The organism is Streptosporangium sp. G11, from assembly GCF_051192615.1.
Taxonomy (GTDB): Bacteria; Actinomycetota; Actinomycetes; order Streptosporangiales; family Streptosporangiaceae; genus Streptosporangium.
Genome location: NZ_JBPJUQ010000096.1, coordinates 1 through 24,008, shown reverse-complemented (window position 1 = coordinate 24,008; position 24,008 = coordinate 1). Strand labels below are relative to the sequence as shown.

Here is a 24,008-nt window from a genome sequence, read left to right as displayed (position 1 = left end):
GACCGGGTCACGTTGCTGACGGCCGGGGGCGGCGGGCACGGCGATCCGCGCGAGCGCGATCCGGAACTGGTCCGCCGCGACGTCGCCGAGGGCTACGTCTCCCCCGACGCCGCACGCCGGATCTACGGGACCGGGGCCGTCCGATGAACGACATGGTCAACGACGTGGTCCTCGTCAACTGCACCGTCACCGACGCCCGCGCCACCGGTGTTCCCGGCGCGGCCTCGGGGAGCCGTACGGCGGAGGTCCGGCGGGACGCGGCCGTCGGCGGCGGCGCGGCCGTGCGGACGGAGGCCGGGGCGGCGGGCGGCCAGGGGCGGATCGCCGACGCGGCGGTGTGGATCCGGGACGACCGGATCGCGGCCGTGGGCCCTCGCGAGCGGATCCTGGAGCGGACGGGCGACGCCCACCTGATCGACCTCGACGGCGCGTACGTCACCCCCGGCCTGGTCAACATGCACACCCACCTGTCCCTGTCGCTGCCGGGCGAGGGAGGCGACAGCGTCAAGAACATGACGGCGCACGAGCTCGCCCTCTACATGGCCGACGGCGCACGGCGCACCCTGCACTGCGGGGTCACCACGGTGAGGTGCGTGGCCGAGAAGGACCACGCCGACTTCGCGCTGCGCCGGGCGATCGAGTCTGGCCGGGCGATCGGCCCCCGCATCTTCACGGCCGGGCGCGCCCTGGTCTGCACCGGCGGCCACGGGCACGAGGGAAGCGACACCCTGGAGTGCGACGGCGCCGACGGTTTCCGGCGCGGGGTGCGCAGCCAGGTCAAGGCGGGCGCGGACCTCATCAAGATCATGATCTCGGGCGGGATCGCCGGGGAACACGAGAAGATCGACACTCCGCAGCTGTTCTCCGACGAGATGGCGGCGGCGCTGCAGACCGCGCACGCCTGGGGCCGCAAGGTCACCGCGCACGCGGGCCCGGCGGCGGTGATCGCGGAGGCCGTCGAGCTGGGCCTCGACTGCGTGGAGCACGGCTACCAGCTCACCCCCGAGGTCGCGAAGAGGATGGCCGAACGCGGCACCTCCCTGGTGCCCACGCTGCTCGTCACCCGCTGCAAGGAGTTCTTCGACGAGCTCGGGGTGCCGGAGTGGATGCAGTGCCGCTCGCTCGGCGCCGGGCCCCGGCACCTGGAGAGCTACGCCATGGCCCTCGACGCGGGGGTGGACGTCCTGCTGGGCAGCGACATGCCGCCGTTCTGGGACTTCGAGGGGACCAACGCCTCCGTACGCGAGCTGGAGTGCATGTCCGAGGGTGGCCTCGGCCCGGCGGGAGCGCTGTACGCGGGCACGCTCGGCCCGGTGCGCTGGCTCGGCGCCGACGCGGACCTCGGCACCGTCGAGGTCGGCAAGTACGCGGACCTCATCGCCATGGACGCGGACCCGCTCGCGGGCACCTCGGCCTTCCGGGGGGTCCGCTGGGTGATGAAGGGCGGCCGGGTCGTCCGCGACGACCGGTCGGGATGGGAGAAGTCTTGAACACCGTTTCCTGCGCGGACGCCGACCTGATCGCCGCGGGTATCGACGACATGTACGACGCGTTCCTCGCGGCGGACCGCCGCCGCTTCGACGGGCACCTGCACGACGAGGTGACCACCTGGGAGACGCACCTGCCGGGATCGCTGCGGACCCGCTCGGAGCTCGACGCCTACCGCGACGCCAGGGACGGCTCGGGAGCCCGTCCCCGCCTCGACCGCCTGGCGGCCGAGGACAAGCGGATCGACGTGTGGGAGGACACCGGGGTGGCCCGCTACGTGCTCGTCGCCGAGCCGCCCGGCGGGCCCGCGCAGCGCAGCCGGGTGACCGACGTGCTGCGCCGCGTCGGCGGCGAGTGGCTCATCGTGCACCACCACTCCGAACTGCTCGCCCCGTGAACCGGCGGCTGGTCGCCTACGCGCACGGTGAGCCGGAGGAGGTCCTCTCCCTGGCGGAGGTGCCCGAGGACCGCGCCCCCGGCGACGGGGAGGTCAGGATCGCGGTGCGGGCCGTGGGGCTGAACTATCTCGACGTCATGCTGTGCAGGGGCACCTACCCCGTACGCCCCGACCCGCCGATGACGCCGGGCGTCGAGGCCGCGGGGACGGTGGTCGCCGCCGGAGCGGGTGCCGGGCACCTGGAGGGCAGGGCCGTCCTGGCCTGCCCCACCCTGCCGCACGGCGCCCTCGGCGACGTCGTCACCGTCGACGCCGCCCTCGTCGTGCCGTACCCGGCCGGGCTCGATCCCGTCACGGTCGCGGCCCTGCCCGTCACGTACCAGACCGCGTGGTTCGCGCTGCGCCGGGCCGGGCTGGCGGCGGGGGAGACCGTGCTCGTGCACGCGGGCGCGGGAGGCGTCGGCATCGCCGCCACCCAGCTCGCGCTGGCCTTCGGGGCGCGGGTGATCTGCACGGCGGGCGGGCCGGCCAAGACCGCGCTGTGCCGGGAGAACGGGGCGGGCGAGGCGATCGACTACCTGGACGCCGACTTCGCCGCCTCGGTCATGGACCTGACGGACGGCCGGGGCGCCGACGTCGTCGTGGATCCCGTCGGCGGCGACGTCCTCGCGCGCTCGCTGAACTGCCTGGCCTTCGAGGGGCGCCTGGTGGCCGTCGGCGCGGCCGGAGGTCCCCCGCCGCCGGTCGACCCGATGGCGCTCGTCGCCGCCAACGCCTCCCTGGTCGGGGTGTCGTGGGGGTCGGCGTACCCGTGGCGGAGACCGGACGCGGTGCGGGACGCCTACGAGGAGCTGTTCGCCCTGCTCGCCTCGGGCGCGGTCCGGCCTCTCGTGTCGCGCGTGGTGGACCTGGCGGGAACCCCCGCGGCCCTCGCCGACCTGGCCGCCCGCCGTACGACGGGAAAAATCATGGTCCGGACGGGCTGAGGGAGGAATCGGCATGGACGACATCGCCGGGAACGACGGCGCCACCGACGCCGGCGCCGGGAACGACGGCGGCGACATGGAGCTGTACGACCTGCGGGTGGTGGTCGACCGCATCGAGGGCAGATCCGTCTGCGGGATGCGGGTGGGCGACCGCTTCACGCTGGAGAACAGCGCCCACCTGCGGCTCCCCGACGGCGAGCACTTCTGCGTCTACGCGCTCGCCTCGGTGCTGCCGTTCCTCGCCGCCAAGCAGCGCGACCTCGCCGAGGGCGACTGGCTGGCCCAGGACTCCCTGTTCTCCTGCCCCGACCCGGAGGAGCGGCTGGTGATGCGGGTCGAGCGGACCGGCCGCCGCCGGATGAACTCCGCCGACCTGACCTGAGGTGGTCCACGATGACCGCCGGCCTGAGGGGCCCACGATGACCGCCGACCCGACCTGAGGAGACCGCGATGACCGCCGATCCGGGGAATCCACGATGACCGCCGCCGAGATCGGTCTCGGCCTGCAGAGCGACAAGCGGGCCGGTGACTACGCACGGCTTGCGCGCCGCGCCGAGGAGCACGGCTTCGACGTGCTGAGCGTGTTCGGCGACCTGATGTACCAGCCGCCGATCTTCCCCCTGCTGGAGATGGCCGCCGCCACCGAGAGGGTGCGGCTCGGCGCGGCCTGCCTCAACCCGTACTCGACGGCACCGTACGAGATCGCCGGGCAGCTCGCCGCGCTCGACCTGGCCTCGCACGGCCGCGCCTACCTGGGCCTGGCGCGCGGCACCTGGCTCGGCGCGGTGGGCATCGCCCAGCCCAGGCCGCTGACCGCGCTGGCGGAGGCCGCCGAGGTGGTCTACCGGCTGCTGGCCGGTGACGCCGAGGGGTACGAGGGGGAGATGTTCCGTCTCGCGCCCGGAACCCGGCTGCGCTACCCCGTGCACCGGGCCCGGCCGCCGTTGCTGCTCGGCGCGTGGGGTCCGAGAGGGGCGGCGCTGGCCGGGCGGGTCGCCGACGAGATCAAGGTGGGCGGCAGCGCGAACCCGGCGATGGTCGGGGTGATCCGCGAGCGGGTCGCGGCCGGGGCGGTGGCGGCCGGGCGCGACCCGCGCGAGATCGGCGTCGTCCTGGGCGCGGTGACCGTCGTGGACACCGACGGCGCCGCGGCCCGCGCCAGGGCGCGTGGCGAGGTGGCCATGTACCTCGCGGTGGTCGCCGACCTCGATCCGACCGCGGAGGTCCCCGCCGGCCTGCTCGGCCGGGTCAAGGAACTGGTCGGCGAGGGGAGGGACGAGGAGGCCGGGAGGCTGATCCCCGACGACCTGCTCGACCTGTTCGCCTTCTCCGGCACCCCCGAGCAGGTCGCCGCGCAGGCCCAGGCGGTCATCGACGCGGGCGCCCACCGGGTGGAGTTCGGTACGCCGCACGGTCTCACCGACGACGGCGGCGTGGAGCTGCTGGGCACCCGGGTGCTGCCGCTGCTGGACCGCGCGCCGGGAAGGGTGGTGACGGTGCGGTAACCGGGTGTGAAACGCGACACTCCCGGGTGACGCTGCGTCATCTCGAAACCGGATGCCCGGAGAACCTTCCGTCCGGAAAGCGTGCGGCCCGAATCGTCTCGCGCTCCTAATTTCACCTGAGTTCAGTATGGGTGAACATGAGGGGGGAGAGGGAGATGACGTGACGAGTGAGCGCGCCGGGGGCCCGGCAACGAACGAGCGGGAGGCACTGGCCGCCGACGCCGAGTGCGCCGAGCAGGCCAGGAAGACGGGGAAGCCGGTGTGCCGCCGCGCGGAGTTCCTCGTCCCGCCCGCCCCCGCCACCTCCCGCCACCCCGAGGTCGCCTACTTCGCCGGGAACTCGCTGGGCCTCCAGCCCCGCGCGGCCCGCGCCGCGATCTCCGCCGAGCTGGACGACTGGGCCCTGCACGCGGTCGAGGGGCACCACCGGGCGGCACATCCCTGGCTGCCCTACCACGCGGAGCTGCGCGAGGACGCCGCCGCCCTCGTGGGCGCGTTCCCCGACGAGACCGTGGTGATGAACTCCCTCACGGTCAACCTGCACCTGATGATGGCGACCTTCTACCGTCCGGCGGGCGAGCGCACCCGCGTCGTCATCGAGGACCACGCCTTCTCCTCCGACAGCTACGCGGTGCGCAGCCAGGCCGTGCACCACGGCCTCGACCCCGACGAGACGGTGGTCCGCCTGCGTCCCCGCGAGGGCGAGGACTGCCTGCGCACCGAGGACATCGTGGACTACCTGGCCCGCGAGGGGCACCGGGTGGCGCTCGTGCTCCTCGGCGGGGTCAACTACCTGACCGGCGAGTTCCTCGACATCCCCGCCGTCACCGCCGCGGGGCACGCGGCCGGGTGCCTCGTCGGCTGGGACCTCGCGCACGCCGCGGGGAACGTGCCGCTCGCGCTGCACGACTGGGACGTGGACTTCGCGGCCTGGTGCTCGTACAAGTACCTCAACGCCGGTCCCGGCGCCGTCGCGGGCTGCTTCGTGCACCGGCGCCACGTGACCGACCCGGAACTGCCTCGGCTGGCCGGGTGGTGGAGCACCGAGCAGGCGACCCGCTTCGAGATGCGGCCCGAGCTCGTCCCCGTCCCCACCGCCGACGCCTGGCAGATCTCCAACCCGCCGATCCTCGCCATGGCCCCGGTCCGGGTCTCGCTGCGGATGTTCGCCGAGACCGGGATGGCGGCGCTGAGGGAGCGGAGCCTGGCGCTCACCGGCTATCTGGAACGGTTGCTCGCCGAGGTGGCCCGCGACCGCCCGCTGGAGATCGTCACGCCCGCCGACCCGGCCAGGCGGGGAGCCCAGCTCTCCCTCCGGGTGACCGGGGGCGGCGCCGAGGACGTCGCCGGCCTGGCCGCCCGGCTGCACGAGGTCCACGGCGTCCTCGCCGACGTGCGGCGCCCGGATGTCATCCGGCTGGCCCCCGTGCCCATGTACTCCACGTTCCACGACTGCTGGCGGGCGGCGGACGCGCTCGCCAGGGAGGTGAGCCCGGTATGAGGTCCCCCCGCGAGGTCGCCGTGGTCGGCGCCGGGCTGGTCGGCTGCCTGACGGCCTGCTACCTGGCCCGCCGCGGCTACGAGGTCACCCTGTACGAGCGCAGGCCCGACCCGCGCGAGGCCGCCCCCGAGCGCGGGCGCTCGATCAACCTGGCGATCTCCGAGCGGGGGATCGACGCGCTGCGCCGGATCGGTCTCGACGGGACCGTGCTGAAGGCCGCGCTGCCGATGCCCGGCCGGATGATGCACGCCCCCGACGGCACGCTCGGCTTCCAGCCGTACAGCGCGGGAGGGCAGCGGGCGATCAACTCCATCAGCCGCTCCGAGCTCAACCGCACCCTGCTGGACGCGGCCCTCGGCATGCCCGGGGTCCGCGCCCTCTTCGAGCACCGGCTGACCGGGCTCGACGTCGGCTCGGGCCGGATGGACTTCGACACGCCCGGCGGCCCCGTCACCCACGTCGCCCCGGTCGTGCTCGCCGCCGACGGCGCCTACAGCGCGGTACGGGGACGGCTGCAGCTCCTTCCCGGCTTCGACTTCAGTCAGGAGTATCTCGACTACGGCTACAAGGAGCTGACGATCCCGGCGCGCGACGGCGGGTTCGCCCTCGACCCGGGCGCGCTGCACATCTGGCCGCGCGGCAAGGCCATGATGATCGCCCTGCCCAACCCGGACAGGTCCTTCACCTGCACGCTGTTCTGGCCCAAGTCGGGGCCGGGCAGCTTCGAGGAGCTGGACACCGTGGAGCGGTTCGAGGAGTTCTTCGCCGCCAACTACGCCGACGCCCGCGCCCTCATGCCCGACCTCGCCGGAGACTACGCCCACAACCCGATCGGGCACCTGGTCACCGTGCGGGCCCACCCCTGGCACGTGCGCGGCGCCGGAACGGTGGTCGGCCTGCTCGGTGACGCGGCCCACGCCATCGTCCCCTTCTACGGCCAGGGCGCCAACTGCGGCTTCGAGGACTGCGTGGAGCTCGACCGCTGCCTGGAGGAGACCGGCGACGACTTCCCCCGGGCCCTCGCCCTGTACGGCGCCCGCCGCAAGAGGCACGCCGACACCATCGCCGAACTCGCGCTGGAGAACTTCGTCGAGATGCGCGACAAGGTCGCCTCCCGGTCGTTCCTGCTGCGCAAGCGCGTCGAGCACGGCCTGGAACGGCTGCTGCCCGGCCGCTACGCCTCCCGCTACGAGCTCGTGTCCTTCAGCACGGTGCCGTACGCCGAGATCCAGCGGCGCATCTCCCGCCAGCACCGGGCGGTCGCCGCCGGGGCGCTCGGCGCGCTGGCCGGGGTCGCGCTGGCCGTCCGCGCGCTGCGCCGCCACTGACCGCCCTCGCCGCGCCGGGGCGAGCCCGGACGGGAAGGGGTCAGAACAGCCGGGGGGTCACCACCGACACGACCGTGGTGACCCGGTCGGTGTCGTTGAACATGCTGTGCGGGACGGTCGACCTCAGGTGGACGCTGTCGCCCGGGTGCAACCGGTGCTCGACGCCGTCGACCTCGTACAGGAGCTCGCCCTCCAGCACGAAGGCGAACTCCTCCCCGGCGTGCCCGTAGGAGTTCTCGCGCTTGCCGCCGGGCGCGATGTGCACCAGCAGCGGTTCGAGCACCAGGTTCGGGCCCCTGGCAGAGAGCATGCGGTACGTCTGCTGGCCCGAGATGTACTCGGTGGCGGCCGTCGCCGAGCGGGTGAGCGTGAAGTGGCTCGGCAGGTGGGAGACCGGAGCGTGCTCCTCCTCCGTCTCCTCCTCGGGCGGCACGTCGTTGAAGAACTCCGCCACGCTGCGGTCGAGCGCGGTGGCCACGCTGTTGAGCGCGGTCAGGCCGATGGAGGAGATGCCCCTCTCCACCTGCGAGAGAAACCCGATCGAGAGCCCGGAGTGAGTGGCGAGACCGCGTAGTGTCAGACCGCGCTCCTTGCGGAACTGCCGCATCCGGGCTCCGACGGCGTCGTGGCGGTCCAGCTCCTCACCGCTGCGACGCTCCGATATGCCCACCTACGGCTCCCTCCGTCAAGCGGCGTGACCGCCTGTTCGCTCTAGCTAAACACATTTCATAACAAGAGTCGTCCTGCGTCAAAAAGGAGTCGGAAATGGCAGACGGTGATGCCCGGCAACTGTCCGGAGGGCCTACGGCGCCGTACGATCCGCCAGAGTTCCTGAGCGATGTCCCCGGTTCCTATCCGTGGCGGGTGCTCCATGAACGCCACCCCGCCCTGATCGAGCGGGTTCGCGCCGCCACGCCGTACGACGTTCAGGTGAACCGGGCGCTTGACCTGCTGCTTGAGGAGATCGAGGGGGTCATCGAGCCGTTGGAGGACTCCGCGCACGACCGTGACCTGTGGGAGAGCTGGGACCGGGGTCACATCGGGCGGCGGTGGGACGACGCGCCCTTCCTGTGGGCGGAGAGTTACTTCTACCGCAAGCTCCTGTCCGCGGTCGGCTACTTCGGGCCCGGCCCGTGGCGCGGCGTCGACCCGTTCGAGCCCTTCAAGCAGGCCGAGCTGCTCGGCGAGGCCGTCGACGAGGAGCTCCGCGAGCTCGACGCCCTGGCCGCGCTGCCCTCCGCCGAGCGGGCCCAGGAGCTGACCCTGAGGGCGCTGTGGGGAAACCGGGCCGACCTCGTGTTCCGGGTCGCGGCAGGTCCCGAGCTCGCCGGGCGGGAGTCCGGGCTGGTGGCCGACGACAGCGCGCTCCTGTGGTCACTCGTCGGCGGCGAGGAGGCCGGTGTCCCGGCCGTCGCGAGGATCCGCCTCGTCGCGGACAACGCGGGGAGCGAGTTGCTGCCCGACCTCGTCCTGATCGACCACCTGCTGCACGCCCGGGGCGTGGGCGAGGTCGTCCTGCACGTCAAGCCCCTGCCGTACTACGTGTCCGACGCCACCCCGGCCGATGTCCTGGCCTGCCTGCGGCGCATGTCGGCCGCGGGCGGCGAGGCGGGAGAGGTCGCGGGGCGGCTGCGGACGGCGCTCGGGTCGGGGCGGCTGCTCGTCCGGGCGCATGCCTTCTCCTGCGCGCCGCTGCCCTACCGCGAGATGCCGTTCGGCATGCGGGAGGACTTCGCGTCCGCGTCGCTGACGATCATGAAGGGTGACCTGAACTACCGCCGTCTCGCCGGCGACAGGGCCTGGCCGCACACCACCCCGTTCGCCGAGGCCACCGCGTACTTCCCCGGCCCGGTCGCGGCGCTGCGCACCCTGAAGTCGGAGGTCGCGGTCGGCCTGGACGGCGACGTGGTCAAGGCCCTGGAGGCCACCGGACGCCCCTGGCTGACCACCGGCGCCCACGGGCTCATCCAGGCCAGGTCATAGGCGACCGCGGTCAGCCCGACTGGGGGACGATCGGGCCCTCGCTCGCCTGGACGAGGACGAAGCCCTCCCCCTTGAACGCGAGCTGCGCGGCCTCGCCGCTGCCCCGCCCGATCAGCGCCCCCGCCTTCATCGTGCGGTTGACGCCCACGTGCAACCCCGCGCTCCAGCACACCGCGGACTGGCTGTCGGCGAAGGTCGGCGCCTGGGAGGTGTCGAGGAGCACGGGGGCGCCGTGCGCGGTGACCGCCACCCAGCCGGTGCCCTTGAGCGTGGTGTTGAACAGGCCGCCGGTGGCGACGCCCGCGCCCTGGACGCGCTGGATGTCCCAGGTGAGCTGGGGGTCGAAGGCCAGCAGGTTGGTGCCGTTGACGGTGAGCGCCTCGTCCTCCAGATAGAACAGGTGCACGTCGTCGGCGTTGTCGGCGAAGAAGATCACGCCCTGCCCGCGGACGCGCATCAGCGGCGCGCCCTCCCCGGTGACCATCTTCTTCAGGAAGCGGCCGACGCTCCCCGCGCCCTCGTAGTCGAAGTCCATCTGCCCCTGGAAGGCGACCATCGCCCCCTGCCGGGCCAGCACTTCTCCGCCCAGCCGGACCCGCAGCATCTTGGCGTTCTGCAGGGCGAAATGATCGGGGAGCCGGTCCTGGTCGAGGTTGCCGAAGAATGAGCTGCGCACGGGAGATGCCTCTCAGCGTCAGGGACGTCACACGGTGGACGGCCGCATGGTGAATGACGAACCCGGCCGCGAAGGAGTTCCCGCCCGCCGTCCCGGTGACCCCGCCCGGGCGTCCTCTCCGCCTCCGGACGTGGTGCTCCTGGGCGCCTCGGGGGTGCCCTTCGCGGTGCCCTTCAGTGGCTCCGTTTGAGCATCGCGTCCGCGAGCGCGTCGGCGGCCTCGCCCAGCCGGCGGCCCACCGCGTCGAGCCGCGACAGCAGCTCGCGCCTGCGCAGGGTGTCCATGTCCAGCGGCCCGGCGAACAGTTCGGTGAGCCGGGCCTGGTAGAGCTGGCGGACCCGGCTGCACGCCTTGCGCGTGGCCAGCACGGCCACGGTGACCGACCCGGGGTCGTCGATCATCTTCAGCACGGCGCCCTCCAGCTCGTCGAGGCCGTCGATCACCGCCTGCAGCGGCTCGGCCGCGAAAGCGAGCTCCTCCGGCCCGAACAGGTCGATCTCGCGCACGTGGTCGCGCAGCTGGTCCAGCACGTCGTCGATCGAGCGGGAGAGCCTGAACAGGTCCTCCCTGTCGATGGGGGTGGCCAGCACCCGCCGCAGGATCCGTACCAGCTCGGCCCTGGCCTCGTCCCCCTCGTGCTCCACGTCGGCCATCAGGGCGCGCGCCGCCGACCGCTCGGTCTCGCCGGACGCGACCGAGCGGGCCAGCACGGCTCCCGCCCGGGCGATGGCGACCTGGTCCCGTACCAGCCCGACGATCCGCCGCCCGGACCGGCCGCGCAGGTCGTCCCAGGCGCGCGCGAACCTCCGGGTACGGCCCCTCGCGCCGCTCAAATCAGCCTCAGCGCGAGACCGCCGAGGCAGCCCAGCGTCATCGACGACGGCAGCGTGACCAGCCACGCCGTACCCACGTTCACGACCCCTTGCCATCGCACTCTCCTCGCTCCCTCGCTCGTCGCCGCGCCGACCACCCCCGCGGTGATCGACTGGGTCATGCTCACCGGGCTTCCCAGGGCCGAACTGCCGAGGACGGCGCCGGTGGCGGCGGTCTCGGCGGAGACGATGTGCAGCGGGCGGGTGATGACCACCCCGCGGCCCAGCCGGCCTCCGACACGGACCAAACTCGTCAGGGCACCGGCGAGGAAGAGCGCCACGAGGGCGGCCATCCACGCCGGCGGGACCTCGACGGGCCCCACCCCGCCGAGCCCGTCGCGGCCCACGCCGATCGCCACGCTCACCACCGCGATCATCTTCTGGCCGTCGTTCACCGCGTACGCCACGCACTGGGCCGAGTAGGCCAGCAGGTGGGTGGCGAACACCAGTCGCGGCATGCGGCGGTGGGACGGCACGCGGTGCGAGACGGCCCCCAGCAGGTAGCCCAGGACCAGCCCGGCCAGGGGCGCGCCGGCCCCGATCGCCAGGACGGTGCCCAGGTCCCTCCACGACACGGGGAGCCCGGCGCCGAGTCCCGCGCCGCTGATGCCGCCGATCACCGCGAGGGTCAGGCTGGTCGGCAGGCCCCTGCCGGTCAGCACCGCGACCACCGCGACCGCGATCACCACTCCCACCAGGAACGCCGCCGCGCCGCCGCTCGTCCCGAGCCCGGCCAGCCGCTCGGTGAACGTGCGCGCGACCGCGACTCCCAGGAGGTACGGGACGGCGAAGAGCACGGACACGAGGAGCACGGTGACCGCCCATCCGGGGGAGCGGGGGAACCTGAGCCCGAGACCGATGATGGTGGCGCCGTCGTTGGCCCCGCTGGCCAGCACGAAGAGGATCGCCACGACGGCGAACGCCAGGGTCCACCCCATCAGAGGGGGTACCGCCCGCCGTGTCCCGCGCCTTCGCGGCACTCACGTGCCGGGTGGCTCGCGGTCACGTGTCTCCCTCGTCCGGGGCGGTGAGGGTGGCCGGGGCGTGCGAGCCGCCGGTGTCGCGGAGGCGGTGCCCGGCCGGCCCTCGGGGAGCGCGCGGGAGGCCCGGAAAACGCCCGTGACCACGTCTCGGCGAACTCGCACGCATTTACGCCCCTTCCTATGGAAAGCTTCAGCTTTAGGTTAACAAAGGGTAAACAGTCAGGGAATTGCCGCTGACGTACAGATGACGTCCCGGGTACGCCGACTTGCGATCGATGGGGCCCGGCCGGGCGGGGGGCGGGTGCCGCCGCGAGCGGGCGGGGTGGAGGTTGTTACGATCGGCCGGTGCCCGACCGGGGAGGTGGAGGGTGGGCGAGCGTCCGTACGTGCTGCTGAGCTGCGCGATGTCCGTCGACGGATACATCGACGACGGCACGCCGCACCGGCTCCTGCTCTCCAACGACGAGGACTTCGACCGGGTCGACGCGGTCCGCGCCACCTGTGACGCGATCATGGTCGGGGCGGGCACCGTCCGCCGCGACGATCCCCGGCTCCTGGTCAGGTCACCGGAGCGCGCGCGGGAGCGGACCGCGCGCGGCCTGCCGCCCTCTCCCGCGAAGGTGACGCTGACCGCCACCGGAGACCTCGACCCGGGCGCCGCCTTCTTCACCGCGGGCGACGCGGAGAAGATCGTGTACGCCGCGCCGGTGGCCGTGACGAAGCTCGCCGACCGCCTCGGCGGGGCCGCCGAGGTGGTCGACGCGGGCGAGCCGGGCGACGTCGGCGACACCGGTGACATCAGCGACATCGGCGGCACGGTCGCTCTCGGGCGTGTCCTCGCCGACCTGCACGGGCGGGGGGTGCGCCGCCTGATGGTCGAGGGCGGCACCTCCCTCCTCACGCGCTTCCTGCGGGAGGACCTCGTGGACGAGCTCCACCTCGTCGTCGCCCCGTTCTTCGTCGGCGACCCCGCCGCCCCGCGCTTCGTCGTGGGCGGGGAGTTCCCGCGCGACCGCCGTCGCAGAATGGACCTGGCGGAGGTCCGCAAGATGGGCGACGTCACCCTCCTGCGCTACCGGCTGACCTGACATGCCGTCCACGGGAGAGGCCCGGATGAGCGACCACGACTGGCTGGAGCTGGCGTGCGACCTGGCGAGGTCGTGCCCGCCCTCGGAGACGGCCTTCTCGGTCGGTGCCGTGATCGTCTCCGCCGACGGCGAGGAGATCTCCCGGGGATACTCGAGGGAGGGCGACCCCCACGTCCACGCGGAGGAGTCGGCGCTCGGCAAGATCTCCCCGGACGACCCCCGGCTGGCCGGTGCCACGGTCTACAGCAGCCTGGAGCCGTGCAGCGCGCGCAGGTCGCGCCCCAGGACCTGCACTCGCCTGATCCTGGACAGCGGCGTCCGGCGCGTGGTGATGGCCTGGCGTGAGCCGCTGCTCTTCGTCGACGGCCACGGGGCCGAGGAGCTCGCGGCGGCCGGGGTGACCGTGCTGGAGATCCCTGAGCTGGCGGGCCGTGCCCGCCAGCCCAACGCCCATCTCGTCCCCGGCTGACCGGCTCCCCGCGTACCCCGTCCCGTACGGGCGCCCCTGACCCTTCTGGCTCCCTGATCGCCTGGACCGTCCGGTCGTCAGGGGCCGTTCGGTCTCGTTCGGGGCCGCTTGGCATGGTGGGGGAGAAGCCCCGTCTCGGCGAGTTTTCCCCGTTACCCGGCCGAGGGCAGGATAACCCTTGGAATCATTACTTATAGTGATAAGAGTAATCGTATAATCCTCTCAACTGCGCCTATATACGATTTTTCGGTTTGTGTGGCCGTTCCTCTCGGTAGTCATTAGATATCGAGTGGGAGGCCGAGTGTCGTGATATTTCTCGGGAACAACGCGATATCTCATGATCCGTCGACCGGCTTCGAGGCCAACGGGAAGAGCGCCACCGCCGTGACGCGGCCCGGGGAGCGACGGTGACCGGCACGGTTCTCGTCGCCCGCATGGACAAGGCGGGCGACGTCCTGCTGGCGGGGCCCGCGATCCGGGCGGTGGCCGCGAGCGCGCGGGAGGTCGTGCTGCTGATCGGGCCGCACGGCCGGGCCGCCGCCGAGCTGCTGCCCGGGGTGTCGCGGGTGGTGGAGTGGTGCGCGCCGTGGATCGACCCCGCCGCGCCACCCGTGACCAGCCCGCACGTCCTGAGGCTGCTGCGGACCATCCGCGACACGGCCCCCGAGCAGGCGCTGATCCTCACCTCGCTGCACCAGTCTCCGCTGCCCCTGGCCCTGCTGCTCAGGCTGGCGGGCACGCCGAGGGTCGCCGCGATCTCCGCCGACCACCCCGGCTCGCTGCTCGACGTGCGGCACGTCGTCGACGAGGACGTGGACGTGCCGGAACCCGAGCGCATGCTCGGGCTGGCCGGTGCGGCGGGATTCGAGCTCCCGAGGGGAGACCGGGGCGGCCTCGCCGTGCGACGCCCGCTGCCCGACGTCGGCCACCTCACCGGGGCGCGGGGCTACGTGGTCCTGCACCCCGGGGTGTCGGCCCCGGCCAGGGCGTGGCCGGAGGAGAACTGGGCGCGCGCGCTCCACGACCTGGTCCGCTCGGGCCGCAGGGTCGTGGTGACCGGCGGCCAGGACGAGCGGGGACTCACCGCGCGGATCGCCTCCGGTGCCGGCCAGCACGGCCTCTCGCCCGGCCCTCTCTTCGCGGGCGGCTGGATGGGGGGCGGCCCCATCCGCCTGCGCGGCTGGGAGGTGGACGAGCCCGCCTTCACCGAGGGCTGGGTGGACGGGGAGTCCGTCGTGACGGGCGGGGGCTCGCACGACCCCCTGGCCCCGCGCGGCGGGCGGCCGGGCGGGCACCTGAGAAGGTCCGTCGTCGACCTGGGCGGCAGGACGACCTTTCCCGAGCTCGCCGCGGTGCTCGAGGGAGCGTGCGCGGTGGTCGTCGCCGACGCCGGGCCCGCTCACCTCGCGGCGGCGGTCGGCACGCCGGTCGTCAGCCTGTTCGCCCCCGTGGCCCCCGCCGGGCGCTGGGCGCCGTACGGGGTGCCGACCGTGATCCTCGGCGACCAGCAGGCTCCCTGCAGGGCGACAGGGGCCAGGACCTGCCCGGTCGCCGGTCACCCGTGCCTGTCGTCGGTGTCGAGCGCGCGGGTCGTCGAGGCGGTCGACCACCTGACGTTCGTGAAAGAGGCCGTCACATGAGGAGCGTTCCGACGTTCGCGAAAGAGGCAGTCACATGAGAGTCCCCCTGGTGCCGGAGCACGCGAGCCCCCTCGAGACCGTCACCGACGCCGGAGGGCGGAGCGTCGACGTCGCGGGGCCCGTGGAGGAACGGCCGGTCATGGTGGTGCTGCGCGGCCTGGGGCTGGGGGACCTGCTCACCGTGGTCCCGGCCCTGCGCGCCCTGCGGCGCTCCCACCCCGGCCACCGGATCGTGCTGGCCACGCCCTCCGCGCTGGCGCCCCTGGTGCCGCTGATCGGCGGGGTGGACGAGGTGTGCGACGTGTCGGGCCCCGGTCACGTACCGCCGCTCGGCCGCCGCGTCGACGTCGCCGTCAACCTGCACGGCGGCGGCCCGCACAGCATCGCCGCGCTCCACCGCACCGGCCCGGCGCGGCTGCTGACCCACGGGCACCCCGCCTTCCCCGACGCGTACGGACCCGACTGGCCGCACGGGGTGCACGAGGTGCGGCGCTGGTGCGACCTGCTCGGCTGGTACGGCATCGGGGCCGATCCCGCCGACCTGGAGCTGGAGCGCCCCCGCCTCGATGACGAGGGGCCGCGGCCGGTCGTCATCCACCCGGGAGCCGCGTACCCGGCCAGGCGCTGGCCGCCGGAGCGGTTCGCGCTCGTGGCCGCGGAGCTGCGGGACAACGGGCACGAGGTCGTGGTCACCGGGAACGAGAAGGAGCGGGACCTCGCCGAGCGGGTGGCGCTGCTCGCCGGGCTGCCGTCCACGTCCGTGCTCGCCGGGCGCACCGGGCTGCTCGAACTGGCCGGGCTGGTGGCGAGGGCCAGGCTGGTGGTCTGCGGCGACACCGGTGTGGCGCACCTGGCGGCGGCCTTCGTCACCCCTTCGGTGGTGCTGTTCGGTCCGGTCGCGCCCTCCCGGTGGGGACCTCCTCCGACGGGGCCGCACACCGTCCTGTGGGCCGGAGGTCTCGGCGACCCCTACGGGTACGAGACCGATCCCGGGCTGCTGGAGATCGGTGTCTGGGACGTGCTCGACGCGGCGGCGCGGTTGATGGGGGTGGGGGTGCGGTGAACGGGCGGCGGGTCGTGGTGACCGGTGGCGCGGGGTTCGTGGGGTCGCATCTGTGCGAGCGTCTGGTGGGTGCGGGGGCGGAGGTGGTCTGCCTGGACAACTTCCTGACCGGTTCGCCGCGCAACGTGGGGCATCTGGTGGGGTCGCCGGCCTTCCGGCTGGTGGAGTGTGACGTGACCGGTTTCGTGCAGGTGCCGGGGCCGGTGGATCTGGTGATGCACCTCGCCTCGGCGGCCTCGCCGGTGGACTACCTGCGCCATCCGGTCGAGACGTTGAAGGCGGGCAGCCTGGGCACGCTGCACGCGCTGGGACTGGCCCGGCAGAAGGACGCCCGGCTGGTGCTGGCCTCCACCAGCGAGGTCTACGGTGATCCGCTGGAGCATCCGCAGCGGGAGAGCTACTGGGGCAACGTCAACCCGGTCGGGCCGCGCAGTGTCTACGACGAGGCCAAGCGGTTCGCCGAGGCGTTGACCACGGCGTATCGCACCCGCCATCACACCGACACCGCGATCGCGCGGATCTTCAACACCTACGGGCCGAGGATGCGGCCCTATGACGGCCGGGCCGTTCCCACCTTCGTGCGCCAGGCCCTGCGCGGGGAGCCGATCACCGTGGCCGGCGACGGCGGGCAGACCCGGTCGGTGTGTTACGTCGACGACACCGTCGAGGGGATTCTCGCCCTGGCCCGCGCCGATGTCGCCGGGCCGGTCAACATCGGCAATCCCACGGAGCTGACCGTGCTGGCCCTGGCCGAGACGGTCCGCCACCTGACCGGCTCCGAATCCCCTATCCGCTTCGTCGGCCGCCCCGACGACGACCCCGAGGTCCGCCGCCCCGACATCTCCCTCGCGGCCTCCGCGCTGGGATGGCGACCGAGGGTCGACGTCATCGAGGGGTTGCGCCGCACCATCGCCTGGTTCGCCGGGGAGCTCAGCGAGTCACGGGAGCTGACTCCCCTCTGAGGGGCGTCCGCCTCTCCCGCCCGTACGGGGAACGGGCGTCAGCCGTGGGCGTCGGCGCGGACGAGGCGCAGGAAGGCCTTGAGCCCGGTGATGACCTCGTGGTTGTCGGTGAGACCGTCCACGGTGTCCTCGAAACGCCGGGCGAGACCGGTGATCCGGCGCTCCAGGGCCTCGTCGCCGTTCCGCAGGTCGGCGCCGAGCGTCTCGGTGACGCCCCGGAGCCGCTCGGCCGACTCGGTCAGCGCGGCCACCTCGGCGGCCAGGCCGTCCACCCGGGCGACGAGGGAGACGATGTCCTCGCGAGGGTGGCGAGCCTCGCTCATCAGCGTGGTGACCCGCTCGCGGAGGTGGGACAGGTAGGCGCCCGCCGGTCGGAAACCGGTGCTCAGCAGGTAGAACCCGGCGAAGTAGTAGCCCACCGAGGCGCCGGAGAAGTAGGTGATGACCGCCAGGAGCGCCGCCGAGACGATGTGGCCGCCGATGGCGAACCGGCGCATCCGCCGGGCGATCTCCAGGGCCTCGGCCTCGTGGCCCTCGGGCACCTGGATACCGCGCTCCCTGGACACGTGGATCTCGTGGACGACCTGGCGTGCCCCGAAGTAGAGGTTCCACGGCAGGGTGAGAAGCACGATCAGCCAGATGAGGCTGATCGCGCCGAGCCCGAGCGACAGGAACGTGGAGAGCGGGACGTGGGCGTACACGAGCAGCCACGCCGCGACCACCGTGGCGACGAGCGCGACCAGGAAGATCCACCATTTCATGATCTGAGCATTTCGAAGGTCACGAAATTCGGGGAGAGTGCGCGGGCTCAGCCGCTCCTGAGCATTCCTACTCAGATCCATCCCGGTTCCGCGCGTCCCCGACCACTCGGATCCGCCCCGGACGCGTTCTTTCCACGGTTCAGGATTTTCACGCGTCTACTCATCCACGCGTTTCGCGGTTCATGGGTCCACGCGTTCCGCGTCCGCCGTCCGTGCGTTCCGCGGTTCGCGTCCACGGGTCCACGGGTCCATGGGTCTGTTAGGAACGGCCGGTCCCGGACCTATCCGGATCTCCAGACGACCTCGCCGTCCACCCGGCCGTCGGTCGGTGACAGGCCCGCGCGACGGGCCACGGCGGATGAGGCCGCGTGGTCGGGATGGATGGTGGCGACGATGACGGCCGTGCCGTGCTCCCTGAGCCAGGCGACGAGCGCGACCGCCGCCTCCCCGGCGATGCCACGGCCCTGCCAGGGGGTCCCCACGACCCAGGCCACGACCGCGCGGTCACGGGTGACGGTCGCCTGGACGTAGCCGACCAGCCGGTCCGGGCCACCATCCGGGTCGTCGAGGCGGATCACCCAGTTGAGCCACGACTCCTCCCGGCCGGGGGGCGGGGCGGCGACCAGGCGGGCGTAGCGGTCGCGGAGCCGCTCGGGGGTCTCGGGCGAGCCGCCGATGAAAACGTGCAGGGCCGGATCGCCGAGTACCTCGGCCATCTCGGCCGCGTGGTGCACCGCCAGCGGCTCCAACGTGAACCGGGCGGTCCTTATGGGTTCGGCGTCCATGGTCGAACGAGTGTCCCACGAGCGCCGGTCACCCGCCGATCGCTCGCCGGCGCCGTCGGACGGCGGTGGCGAACAGGACCGGTCAGCCGAAGGGGTCGGTCGAACGGCGGTGGCGTACACGCACGGGTCGAACGGCGGTGGCGTACACGCATGGATCAGACGGCGGTGGCGAACACGCACCGGTCACGCGGCGGTGATGAACACGCATGGATCAGACGGCGGTGGCGTACACGTACCCGGTCAGATGGCGGTGACGGACACGGACCGGTCGACGCTGCCGGGGGCCAGCACGTGCTCGATGACCATGACGGCGGCGCCGATCACGCCCGCGCGGTCGCCCAGCTCGCTGGCGGTGATCGTCAGGTGCTGGGTGGCGAGGGGCAGCGACCGGCTGTAGATGACCTCGCGGAGACCGGCGAGCACCTGTTCCCCGGCCTCGGAGATGTCGCCGCCGACCACGATCACCGAGGGGTTGAAGAAGTTGACGATCGAGGCGAGCACGTCGCCGACCTCGCGGCCCGCCTGCCGGATGAGCTGGACGGCATGGGTGTTGCCGCCGCGTACGAGGCGGACCACGTCGCGGCTGTCCTCGGCCTCCACCCCGTCGGAGGACAGCTTGGCGGCCATGGCGGCGCCACTGGCGACGGCCTCCAGGCAGCCGACGTTGCCGCAGCGGCAGACGGTGTTCAGGGCCGAGGCCACGCGGATGTGCCCGATGTCGCCGGCCGCGCCCTGGGCGCCCCGGTGCAGGCGGCGGTCGCTGATGATGCCGCAGCCGATGCCGGTGCCGATCTTGACGAAGATGAGGTGGTCGGCCTCGGGGCGGGCGGCCCAGTGCTCGCCCAGCGCCATGATGTTCACGTCGTTGTCGACGAGAACGGGGGCGCCGAGGCGCGAGCCGAGCCACTCGGGAACGGGGAAACCATCCCATCCCGGCATTATCGGCGGATTGACCGGGCGTCCCGAGCTGTGCTCGACCGGGCCGGGAAGGCCGACGCCGATGCCGCAGATCTCGCTCGGACGGTGGCCGGTCTCGGCGAGCATCTCCTCGAAGGTGCGCTGGAGCCAGCCGAGTGTCTCCTCGGGGCCGCGGTCTATCGACACCTCGGCCGCGCGCTCGGCGAGCACCGTGGTGCCGAGGTCGGTGACCGCGACCCGGGCGTGGGTGGCGCCGAGGTCGGCGGAGAGGACGACGCGGGCGGTGCGGTTGAACGTGAAGGCGATGGCCGGACGGCCCCCCGAGGAGATGGCCTCCTCCGTCGGGATGATCCACTGCTGGCTCAGCAGCGCGTCGAGACGCTGGGCCAGGGTGGACCTGGCCAGCCCGGTGAGCTGGACCAACTCGGCCCTTGTTCTGGCCTGACCGTCGCGCAGGATGTTGAGAAGCGCCCCCGCGCCGGCGATCGAACCGTTCGCTTCGCTAAGCATGCGCACAGTCAACACTCCTTGTTTCCACTGAGTCAAAGCGACTTAGGCTCTCTGTCAGCTCCATTATGCCAAATGGTGACATCCTTTTGCTTGACCATCGCCATAAGAGCGCTTTAGCATCCGGAAACATGGAGGAAATCGGGCGGTTACCGACGAATCAATTGCCATCCGGTGTCGTCGGAACCGGCTTTTCGGATGTGTTCGCCCTACCCCTGACACCCCTGACGAGTTTTCCCGCCACCGGGCCCCAGGTGGGGGCGGTAACCCCATGATCCTGAGGATGCGTGGCATCGCCAAGAGCTTTCTCGGAGTCCGTGTGCTGGGCGGGGTCGATCTGGACGTCGCCGCGGGAGAGGTACACGCGGTCGTCGGAGAGAACGGCGCCGGTAAGTCCACGCTGATGAAGGTCCTCGCCGGGGTGCACGCCCCGGACGAGGGCACCGTCGAGATCGACGGTGCCCGGGTCTCCTTCGCCCATCCGGTCGAGGCCCAGCGCGCCGGGGTCGCGATCATCTACCAGGAGTTCAACCTGCTGCCCGAGCGCAGCGTCGCAGAGAACGTCTTCCTCGGCCGCGAGCCCGTCCGGCGGGGGCTGGTCGACAGGGAGGCGATGGAGACCGCCACCACCCGGCTGCTCCAGGAACTCGGCGAGACCTCCTTCACCTCCCGCCACCTGGTCCGCCAGCTCTCCATCGCCCAGCAGCAGGTCGTGGAGATCGTCAAGGCGCTCTCCCAGGACGCCCGCATCATCGTGATGGACGAGCCCACGGCGGCGCTGGCCGAGCACGAGGTGGAGCTGCTCTACCGGCTGGTGGCCCGCCTGCGGGAGCGGAAGATCGCCGTCCTCTACATCTCCCACCGGCTGAGAGAGGTCTTCGACCTGTCCACCCGGGTGACGGTGCTGAAGGACGGCGCGCTGGTCAGGACCGCCGACACCGCCGGGATCACCTCCGACGAGCTGGTCCGGCTGATGGTCGGCCGCGACCTCGGCACCTACTTCCCCGCCAGGGGTATGGAGCCGGGGGAGGTGCGGCTCAGCGTGCGCGGCGGCGGCAACGCCGTGCTCGACGGGATCGACCTCGAACTGCGCGAGCGCGAGATCCTCGGGGTGGCCGGTCTGCAGGGGTCGGGCCGCACCGAGCTGGCCAAGGCCATCTTCGGGGCCGAGCCGTTCACGCGCGGCACGATGAGCCCGCTGCGGCCGGTGTCGGTGCGGCAGGCCGTGGCCGCCGGGATCGGCCTGGTGAACGAGGACCGCAAGGCCGAGGGGCTCGCGCTGCGCCAGTCCGTACGGGACAACGCCCTGCTGGTCTCCCGCTCGGTGCGCAGGATCGGCAACGGCGGCCGGATCGGCGGGACCGGCGGGACCGGGGTCCTCGAACTCCTGGAGGCGGTACGGCTCCATCCACCCCGCCCCGAGCAGGAGGTCCGCTACCTGTCCGGCGGCAACCAGCAGAAGGTCGTGCTGGCCAAGTGGATCACCGTGGCACCCAAGGTCCTGATCTTCGACGAGCCCACGCGCGGGGTCGACGTGGGGGCCAAGGCCGCCATCCACGATCTGATGCGCGGCCTGGCCGAGGACGGAATGGCGATCATGATGATCTCGTCCGAGCTTCCCGAGCTGATCGGCATGAGCGACCGCGTCGTCGTGATGCGCGACGGCCGCGTCGCCGGGGCGCTCCCGGCGGGTCCCTCCGAGGAGGCCGTCATGCGCCTGGCCGCCGGTGAGGCGTCGTCATGACCGGCCGGAGCCGGCCCGCGGCGGTGCCCGGCGCCGCCGTGCCCAGCGCCCCCCTCCCACCGGGAGGCGGGGGACGGCGCACCCTGGCGGGCCGCATCGGCTCGACCCAGGTCATCTACCTGGCCCTGGTCGGCGTCATGCTCGTCGGATGGGTGCTGGTGGCCGTCGACGGGGGCGACTTCCTCACGCTGGAGACCGTCGTCGGCATCCAGCAGCGCTCGGCCGCGCTGGGCATCGTCGCGGTGGGCCAGACACTGGCGATCCTGGTCGGGTCGCTGGACCTGTCGGTGGCGTACCTGATCAGCCTCACCTCGCTCGTCGCGGCCGAGATCATGGCCGGGCAGGACGGCGGGATCGTCCCGGGCGTCGCGGCGGTGCTCGCGGTGAGCGCGCTGATCGGCCTGGTCAACGGCCTGGTCATCACCCGGCTGCACGTGCACGCCTTCATCGCGACCCTCGGCACGGCGCTGATCGTCAAGGGGATCGTGGACCACCTCTACGACGGGCCCGCGGGCAGCGTGCCCGAGTCCTTCCAGCGGCTCGGCTACGACAGGCTCGGGCCGGTCCCGGTCTCGGCGCTGCTCTGGGCCGCCGTCGCGGTCGCCGCCTGGTTCCTGCTGCGCCGCACGAGGCTCGGGTACCGGATCTACGCGGTCGGCGGGGACGAGGAGGTGGCCCGGCTGTCCGGCGTGCGGACCGGCAGGGTCGTCGTCGCCGCGCACGTCCTGTGCTCGGTCTGCGCGGGCGTCGCCGGGCTGCTGCTGGCGAGCAGGCTCGGCGCGGGCGCGCCCACGGTCGGCACCGACGGCGGCTACGACCTGGAGTCGATCGCCGCGGTGGTCCTCGGCGGCACGGCCTTGGCCGGAGGCCGGGGCGGGGTCGCGGGAACGGTCGGCGGGGTGCTGCTGCTCGCCGTGCTCGACAGCGTCTTCAACCAGCTGGAGGTCAACGCGTTCTTCAAGGACGTGGTCCGCGGCGTGGTCATCGTCGCCGCCGTGGCCGTCTACGCCCGCCGTACCGCTCGGAGGCGATCCCGATGACCGTCTACGCCAGCCGTACTGCCCGGAGGCGATCCCGATGACCGTCTATGCCCGCCGAGGTGCCCGGAGGCGATCCCGATGAGAGCGCTCAGGTCCATGGGGCCGATCCTGGCCGTGCTGGCGGTGCTGCTGGTGCTGATCGCCGTGGCCAACCCGTTCTTCCTGGAGCCCGCCGGGTTCCTCGCCTTCCTCAAGCGGGCCGCGCCGCTGGTCATCCTGGCGGCCGGGCAGTACTTCGTGATCGTCTCCGGGGAGTTCGACCTGTCGGTCGGATCGCTGGTCACCGTGCAGGTCGTGGTGGCCGCCCGGTTGATCGACGGGCAGGAGCAGGCGACCTGGCCGGTACTGGCCCTGCTGATCGTGATCGGGCTGCTGGTCGGGCTCGCCAACGGGGTCATCACCACCGGGCTGCGGGTGCCGTCGTTCATCACCACGCTCGGCATGATGCTCGTGCTGTCCGGCGCGGTCTTCCTGTGGACCGGCGGCGCCCCGCGCGGCGCGCTGTCGGAGACGTTCAGGATGTTCGGCCGCAAGGACCTCGGCCCGGTGCCCTGGTCGGTGCTCATCCTCCTGGCCGCGGGCACCGCGGCGATCCTTCTCATGCGCTCCGACTTCGGCAAGCGGCTCATCGCCACCGGCGACAACGAGCGCGCGGCCGGACTGTCCGGGGTCCGGGTCGACCGGACCCGGATCATCGCCTTCGTCCTCTCCGGCCTGGCCGCGGCCGTCGCGGGCATCCTGCTCGGCGGCTTCGCGGGGGTCTCGGCCCAGGTCGGGCAGGGACTGGAGTTCTCCGCCATCACGGCCGTCGTCCTCGGCGGCGTGGCGCTCGGCGGCGGGCGCGGTTCCGTGGTCGCCGCGATGGCCGGTGCCCTCACCCTCGAGGCGCTGTTCACCCTGCTCAACCTGTACGGGATCTCGGGGCCCCTGGAGTTCGCGGTCCAGGGCGTGATCATCATCGCCGCCGTCGCGGCGAGCGCCGTACGGCTTCCGTTCGGGCGCGCGGTACGCGCCTGAACGCACCCCCCAGAAAAGAAGGAGACCTTCATTGAACAGGTCGATCACGGCGCTCGTCGCGGGTGTCTCCGCGATGTTGCTCGCCGCGGGATGCGCCAGCGACAAACCGGCGACTTCCAGCGCGGCCCCGGAGACGTCCGCGGCCGCCTCGTCCGCCGCCACGGCCGCCGCGTCCTCCAACACCGGCGAGCAGTCGAAGTTCTTCGTCCAGGCCGACTACGACGCCCAGCTGGCCATGCGGACCCAGAGCGCGGAGGGGCCCGCGGACAAGCCGTGGGAGCAGGCCATCGCCCCG

23 protein-coding genes and 1 pseudogene are annotated in these 24,008 nt (G+C 72.7%); 17 read left to right on the top strand and 7 right to left on the bottom strand.

The annotated features are described in order from the left end of the window. Positions 1 to 152: 152 nt before the first annotated feature. From ACSDR0_RS43630 to ACSDR0_RS43600, 7 genes are all read left to right on the top strand, one after another. Complete coding sequence (locus ACSDR0_RS43630) at positions 153 to 1,490, top strand: amidohydrolase family protein (RefSeq protein ID WP_435294857.1); 1,338 nt, start codon at positions 153 to 155, stop codon at positions 1,488 to 1,490. Beyond that, positions 1,487 to 1,885, top strand: a complete 399-nt coding sequence (locus tag ACSDR0_RS43625; RefSeq protein ID WP_435294856.1) for a DUF4440 domain-containing protein — start codon at positions 1,487 to 1,489, stop codon at positions 1,883 to 1,885. The genes ACSDR0_RS43630 and ACSDR0_RS43625 overlap by 4 nt, the downstream gene beginning before the upstream one ends. Beyond that, on the top strand, positions 1,882 to 2,871 hold the full coding sequence (locus ACSDR0_RS43620) for a zinc-binding dehydrogenase (protein WP_435294855.1): 990 nt from the start codon (positions 1,882 to 1,884) through the stop codon (positions 2,869 to 2,871). Before ACSDR0_RS43625 ends, ACSDR0_RS43620 begins: the two co-directional genes overlap by 4 nt. A gap of 13 nt (positions 2,872 to 2,884) precedes the next feature. Then, a complete protein-coding gene (locus tag ACSDR0_RS43615; RefSeq protein WP_435294854.1) occupies positions 2,885 to 3,253 on the top strand; it encodes a TIGR04076 family protein in 369 nt (122 codons plus the stop codon). A gap of 94 nt (positions 3,254 to 3,347) precedes the next feature. Then, positions 3,348 to 4,376 (top strand): LLM class flavin-dependent oxidoreductase, encoded by a 1,029-nt coding sequence (locus ACSDR0_RS43610; RefSeq protein WP_435294853.1) that lies wholly within the window; start codon positions 3,348 to 3,350, stop codon positions 4,374 to 4,376. 160 nt (positions 4,377 to 4,536) lie between these two features. Beyond that, positions 4,537 to 5,877, top strand: coding sequence for a kynureninase (gene kynU / locus ACSDR0_RS43605; protein ID WP_435294852.1), 1,341 nt, complete (start codon positions 4,537 to 4,539; stop codon positions 5,875 to 5,877). Beyond that, positions 5,829 to 7,205 carry an FAD-dependent oxidoreductase gene (locus ACSDR0_RS43600; protein ID WP_435294858.1) on the top strand — a complete coding sequence of 459 codons (1,377 nt, stop codon included), beginning with the start codon at positions 5,829 to 5,831 and terminating at the stop codon, positions 7,203 to 7,205. The genes kynU and ACSDR0_RS43600 overlap by 49 nt, the downstream gene beginning before the upstream one ends. A gap of 40 nt (positions 7,206 to 7,245) precedes the next feature. Here ACSDR0_RS43600 and ACSDR0_RS43595 read toward each other — a convergent pair whose 3' ends face one another. Beyond that, a complete protein-coding gene (locus tag ACSDR0_RS43595; RefSeq protein WP_435294851.1) occupies positions 7,246 to 7,875 on the bottom strand; it encodes a helix-turn-helix domain-containing protein in 630 nt (209 codons plus the stop codon). Positions 7,876 to 7,970: 95 nt separating this feature from the next. Here ACSDR0_RS43595 and ACSDR0_RS43590 point away from each other — a divergent pair, with 95 nt between their 5' ends. Beyond that, a complete protein-coding gene (locus ACSDR0_RS43590; RefSeq protein ID WP_435294850.1) occupies positions 7,971 to 9,188 on the top strand; it encodes a damage-control phosphatase ARMT1 family protein in 1,218 nt (405 codons plus the stop codon). Between the two features lie 10 nt (positions 9,189 to 9,198). Here ACSDR0_RS43590 and ACSDR0_RS43585 read toward each other — a convergent pair whose 3' ends face one another. The 3 genes from ACSDR0_RS43585 to ACSDR0_RS43575 form a co-directional block, all read right to left on the bottom strand. After that, positions 9,199 to 9,864, bottom strand: a complete 666-nt coding sequence (locus ACSDR0_RS43585) for an AIM24 family protein (RefSeq protein ID WP_435294849.1) — start codon at positions 9,862 to 9,864, stop codon at positions 9,199 to 9,201. Positions 9,865 to 10,037: 173 nt separating this feature from the next. Further along, positions 10,038 to 10,697, bottom strand: coding sequence for a DUF47 domain-containing protein (locus tag ACSDR0_RS43580; protein ID WP_435294848.1), 660 nt, complete (start codon positions 10,695 to 10,697; stop codon positions 10,038 to 10,040). Further along, positions 10,694 to 11,674: an anion permease gene (locus ACSDR0_RS43575; protein WP_435294847.1), complete on the bottom strand. Its 981-nt coding sequence runs from the start codon at positions 11,672 to 11,674 to the stop codon at positions 10,694 to 10,696. The genes ACSDR0_RS43580 and ACSDR0_RS43575 overlap by 4 nt, the downstream gene beginning before the upstream one ends. 413 nt (positions 11,675 to 12,087) lie before the next feature. On the opposite strand from ACSDR0_RS43575, the gene ACSDR0_RS43570 reads away from it, so the two are divergent. From ACSDR0_RS43570 to ACSDR0_RS43550, 5 genes are all read left to right on the top strand, one after another. Continuing rightward, the gene (locus tag ACSDR0_RS43570) at positions 12,088 to 12,807 is read left to right on the top strand and encodes a RibD family protein (RefSeq protein ID WP_435294846.1); all 720 of its coding nucleotides are present in this window, start codon (positions 12,088 to 12,090) and stop codon (positions 12,805 to 12,807) included. 25 nt (positions 12,808 to 12,832) lie between these two features. Continuing rightward, a complete protein-coding gene (locus tag ACSDR0_RS43565; RefSeq protein ID WP_435294845.1) occupies positions 12,833 to 13,276 on the top strand; it encodes a dCMP deaminase in 444 nt (147 codons plus the stop codon). Positions 13,277 to 13,683: 407 nt separating this feature from the next. Beyond that, positions 13,684 to 14,916 carry a glycosyltransferase family 9 protein gene (locus ACSDR0_RS43560; RefSeq protein ID WP_435294844.1) on the top strand — a complete coding sequence of 411 codons (1,233 nt, stop codon included), beginning with the start codon at positions 13,684 to 13,686 and terminating at the stop codon, positions 14,914 to 14,916. Between the two features lie 34 nt (positions 14,917 to 14,950). After that, positions 14,951 to 15,979 (top strand): glycosyltransferase family 9 protein, encoded by a 1,029-nt coding sequence (locus ACSDR0_RS43555; RefSeq protein ID WP_435294843.1) that lies wholly within the window; start codon positions 14,951 to 14,953, stop codon positions 15,977 to 15,979. After that, positions 15,976 to 16,941: a UDP-glucuronic acid decarboxylase family protein gene (locus ACSDR0_RS43550; protein WP_435294842.1), complete on the top strand. Its 966-nt coding sequence runs from the start codon at positions 15,976 to 15,978 to the stop codon at positions 16,939 to 16,941. Before ACSDR0_RS43555 ends, ACSDR0_RS43550 begins: the two co-directional genes overlap by 4 nt. 38 nt (positions 16,942 to 16,979) lie before the next feature. Here the strand turns inward: ACSDR0_RS43550 and ACSDR0_RS43545 are convergent, their stop codons facing one another. From ACSDR0_RS43545 to ACSDR0_RS43535, 3 genes are all read right to left on the bottom strand, one after another. Beyond that, positions 16,980 to 17,702, bottom strand: a complete 723-nt coding sequence (locus ACSDR0_RS43545; protein ID WP_435294841.1) for a hypothetical protein — start codon at positions 17,700 to 17,702, stop codon at positions 16,980 to 16,982. Between the two features lie 281 nt (positions 17,703 to 17,983). Further along, positions 17,984 to 18,487, bottom strand: coding sequence for a GNAT family N-acetyltransferase (locus ACSDR0_RS43540; protein ID WP_435294840.1), 504 nt, complete (start codon positions 18,485 to 18,487; stop codon positions 17,984 to 17,986). Positions 18,488 to 18,727: 240 nt separating this feature from the next. Further along, positions 18,728 to 19,915 carry an ROK family protein gene (locus ACSDR0_RS43535; RefSeq protein ID WP_435294839.1) on the bottom strand — a complete coding sequence of 396 codons (1,188 nt, stop codon included), beginning with the start codon at positions 19,913 to 19,915 and terminating at the stop codon, positions 18,728 to 18,730. A gap of 280 nt (positions 19,916 to 20,195) precedes the next feature. Between ACSDR0_RS43535 and ACSDR0_RS43530 the strand changes: the two genes are divergently transcribed. From ACSDR0_RS43530 to ACSDR0_RS43515, 4 genes and pseudogenes are all read left to right on the top strand, one after another. Beyond that, positions 20,196 to 21,656 carry a sugar ABC transporter ATP-binding protein gene (locus ACSDR0_RS43530; RefSeq protein ID WP_435294838.1) on the top strand — a complete coding sequence of 487 codons (1,461 nt, stop codon included), beginning with the start codon at positions 20,196 to 20,198 and terminating at the stop codon, positions 21,654 to 21,656. Next, positions 21,653 to 22,696, top strand: coding sequence for an ABC transporter permease (locus tag ACSDR0_RS43525; RefSeq protein WP_435294837.1), 1,044 nt, complete (start codon positions 21,653 to 21,655; stop codon positions 22,694 to 22,696). The genes ACSDR0_RS43530 and ACSDR0_RS43525 overlap by 4 nt, the downstream gene beginning before the upstream one ends. A 78-nt stretch (positions 22,697 to 22,774) precedes the next feature. Next, complete coding sequence (locus ACSDR0_RS43520) at positions 22,775 to 23,713, top strand: ABC transporter permease (protein ID WP_435294836.1); 939 nt, start codon at positions 22,775 to 22,777, stop codon at positions 23,711 to 23,713. Positions 23,714 to 23,744: 31 nt separating this feature from the next. Then, positions 23,745 to 24,008, top strand: a pseudogene (locus ACSDR0_RS43515) (hypothetical protein); the annotation flags it as partial.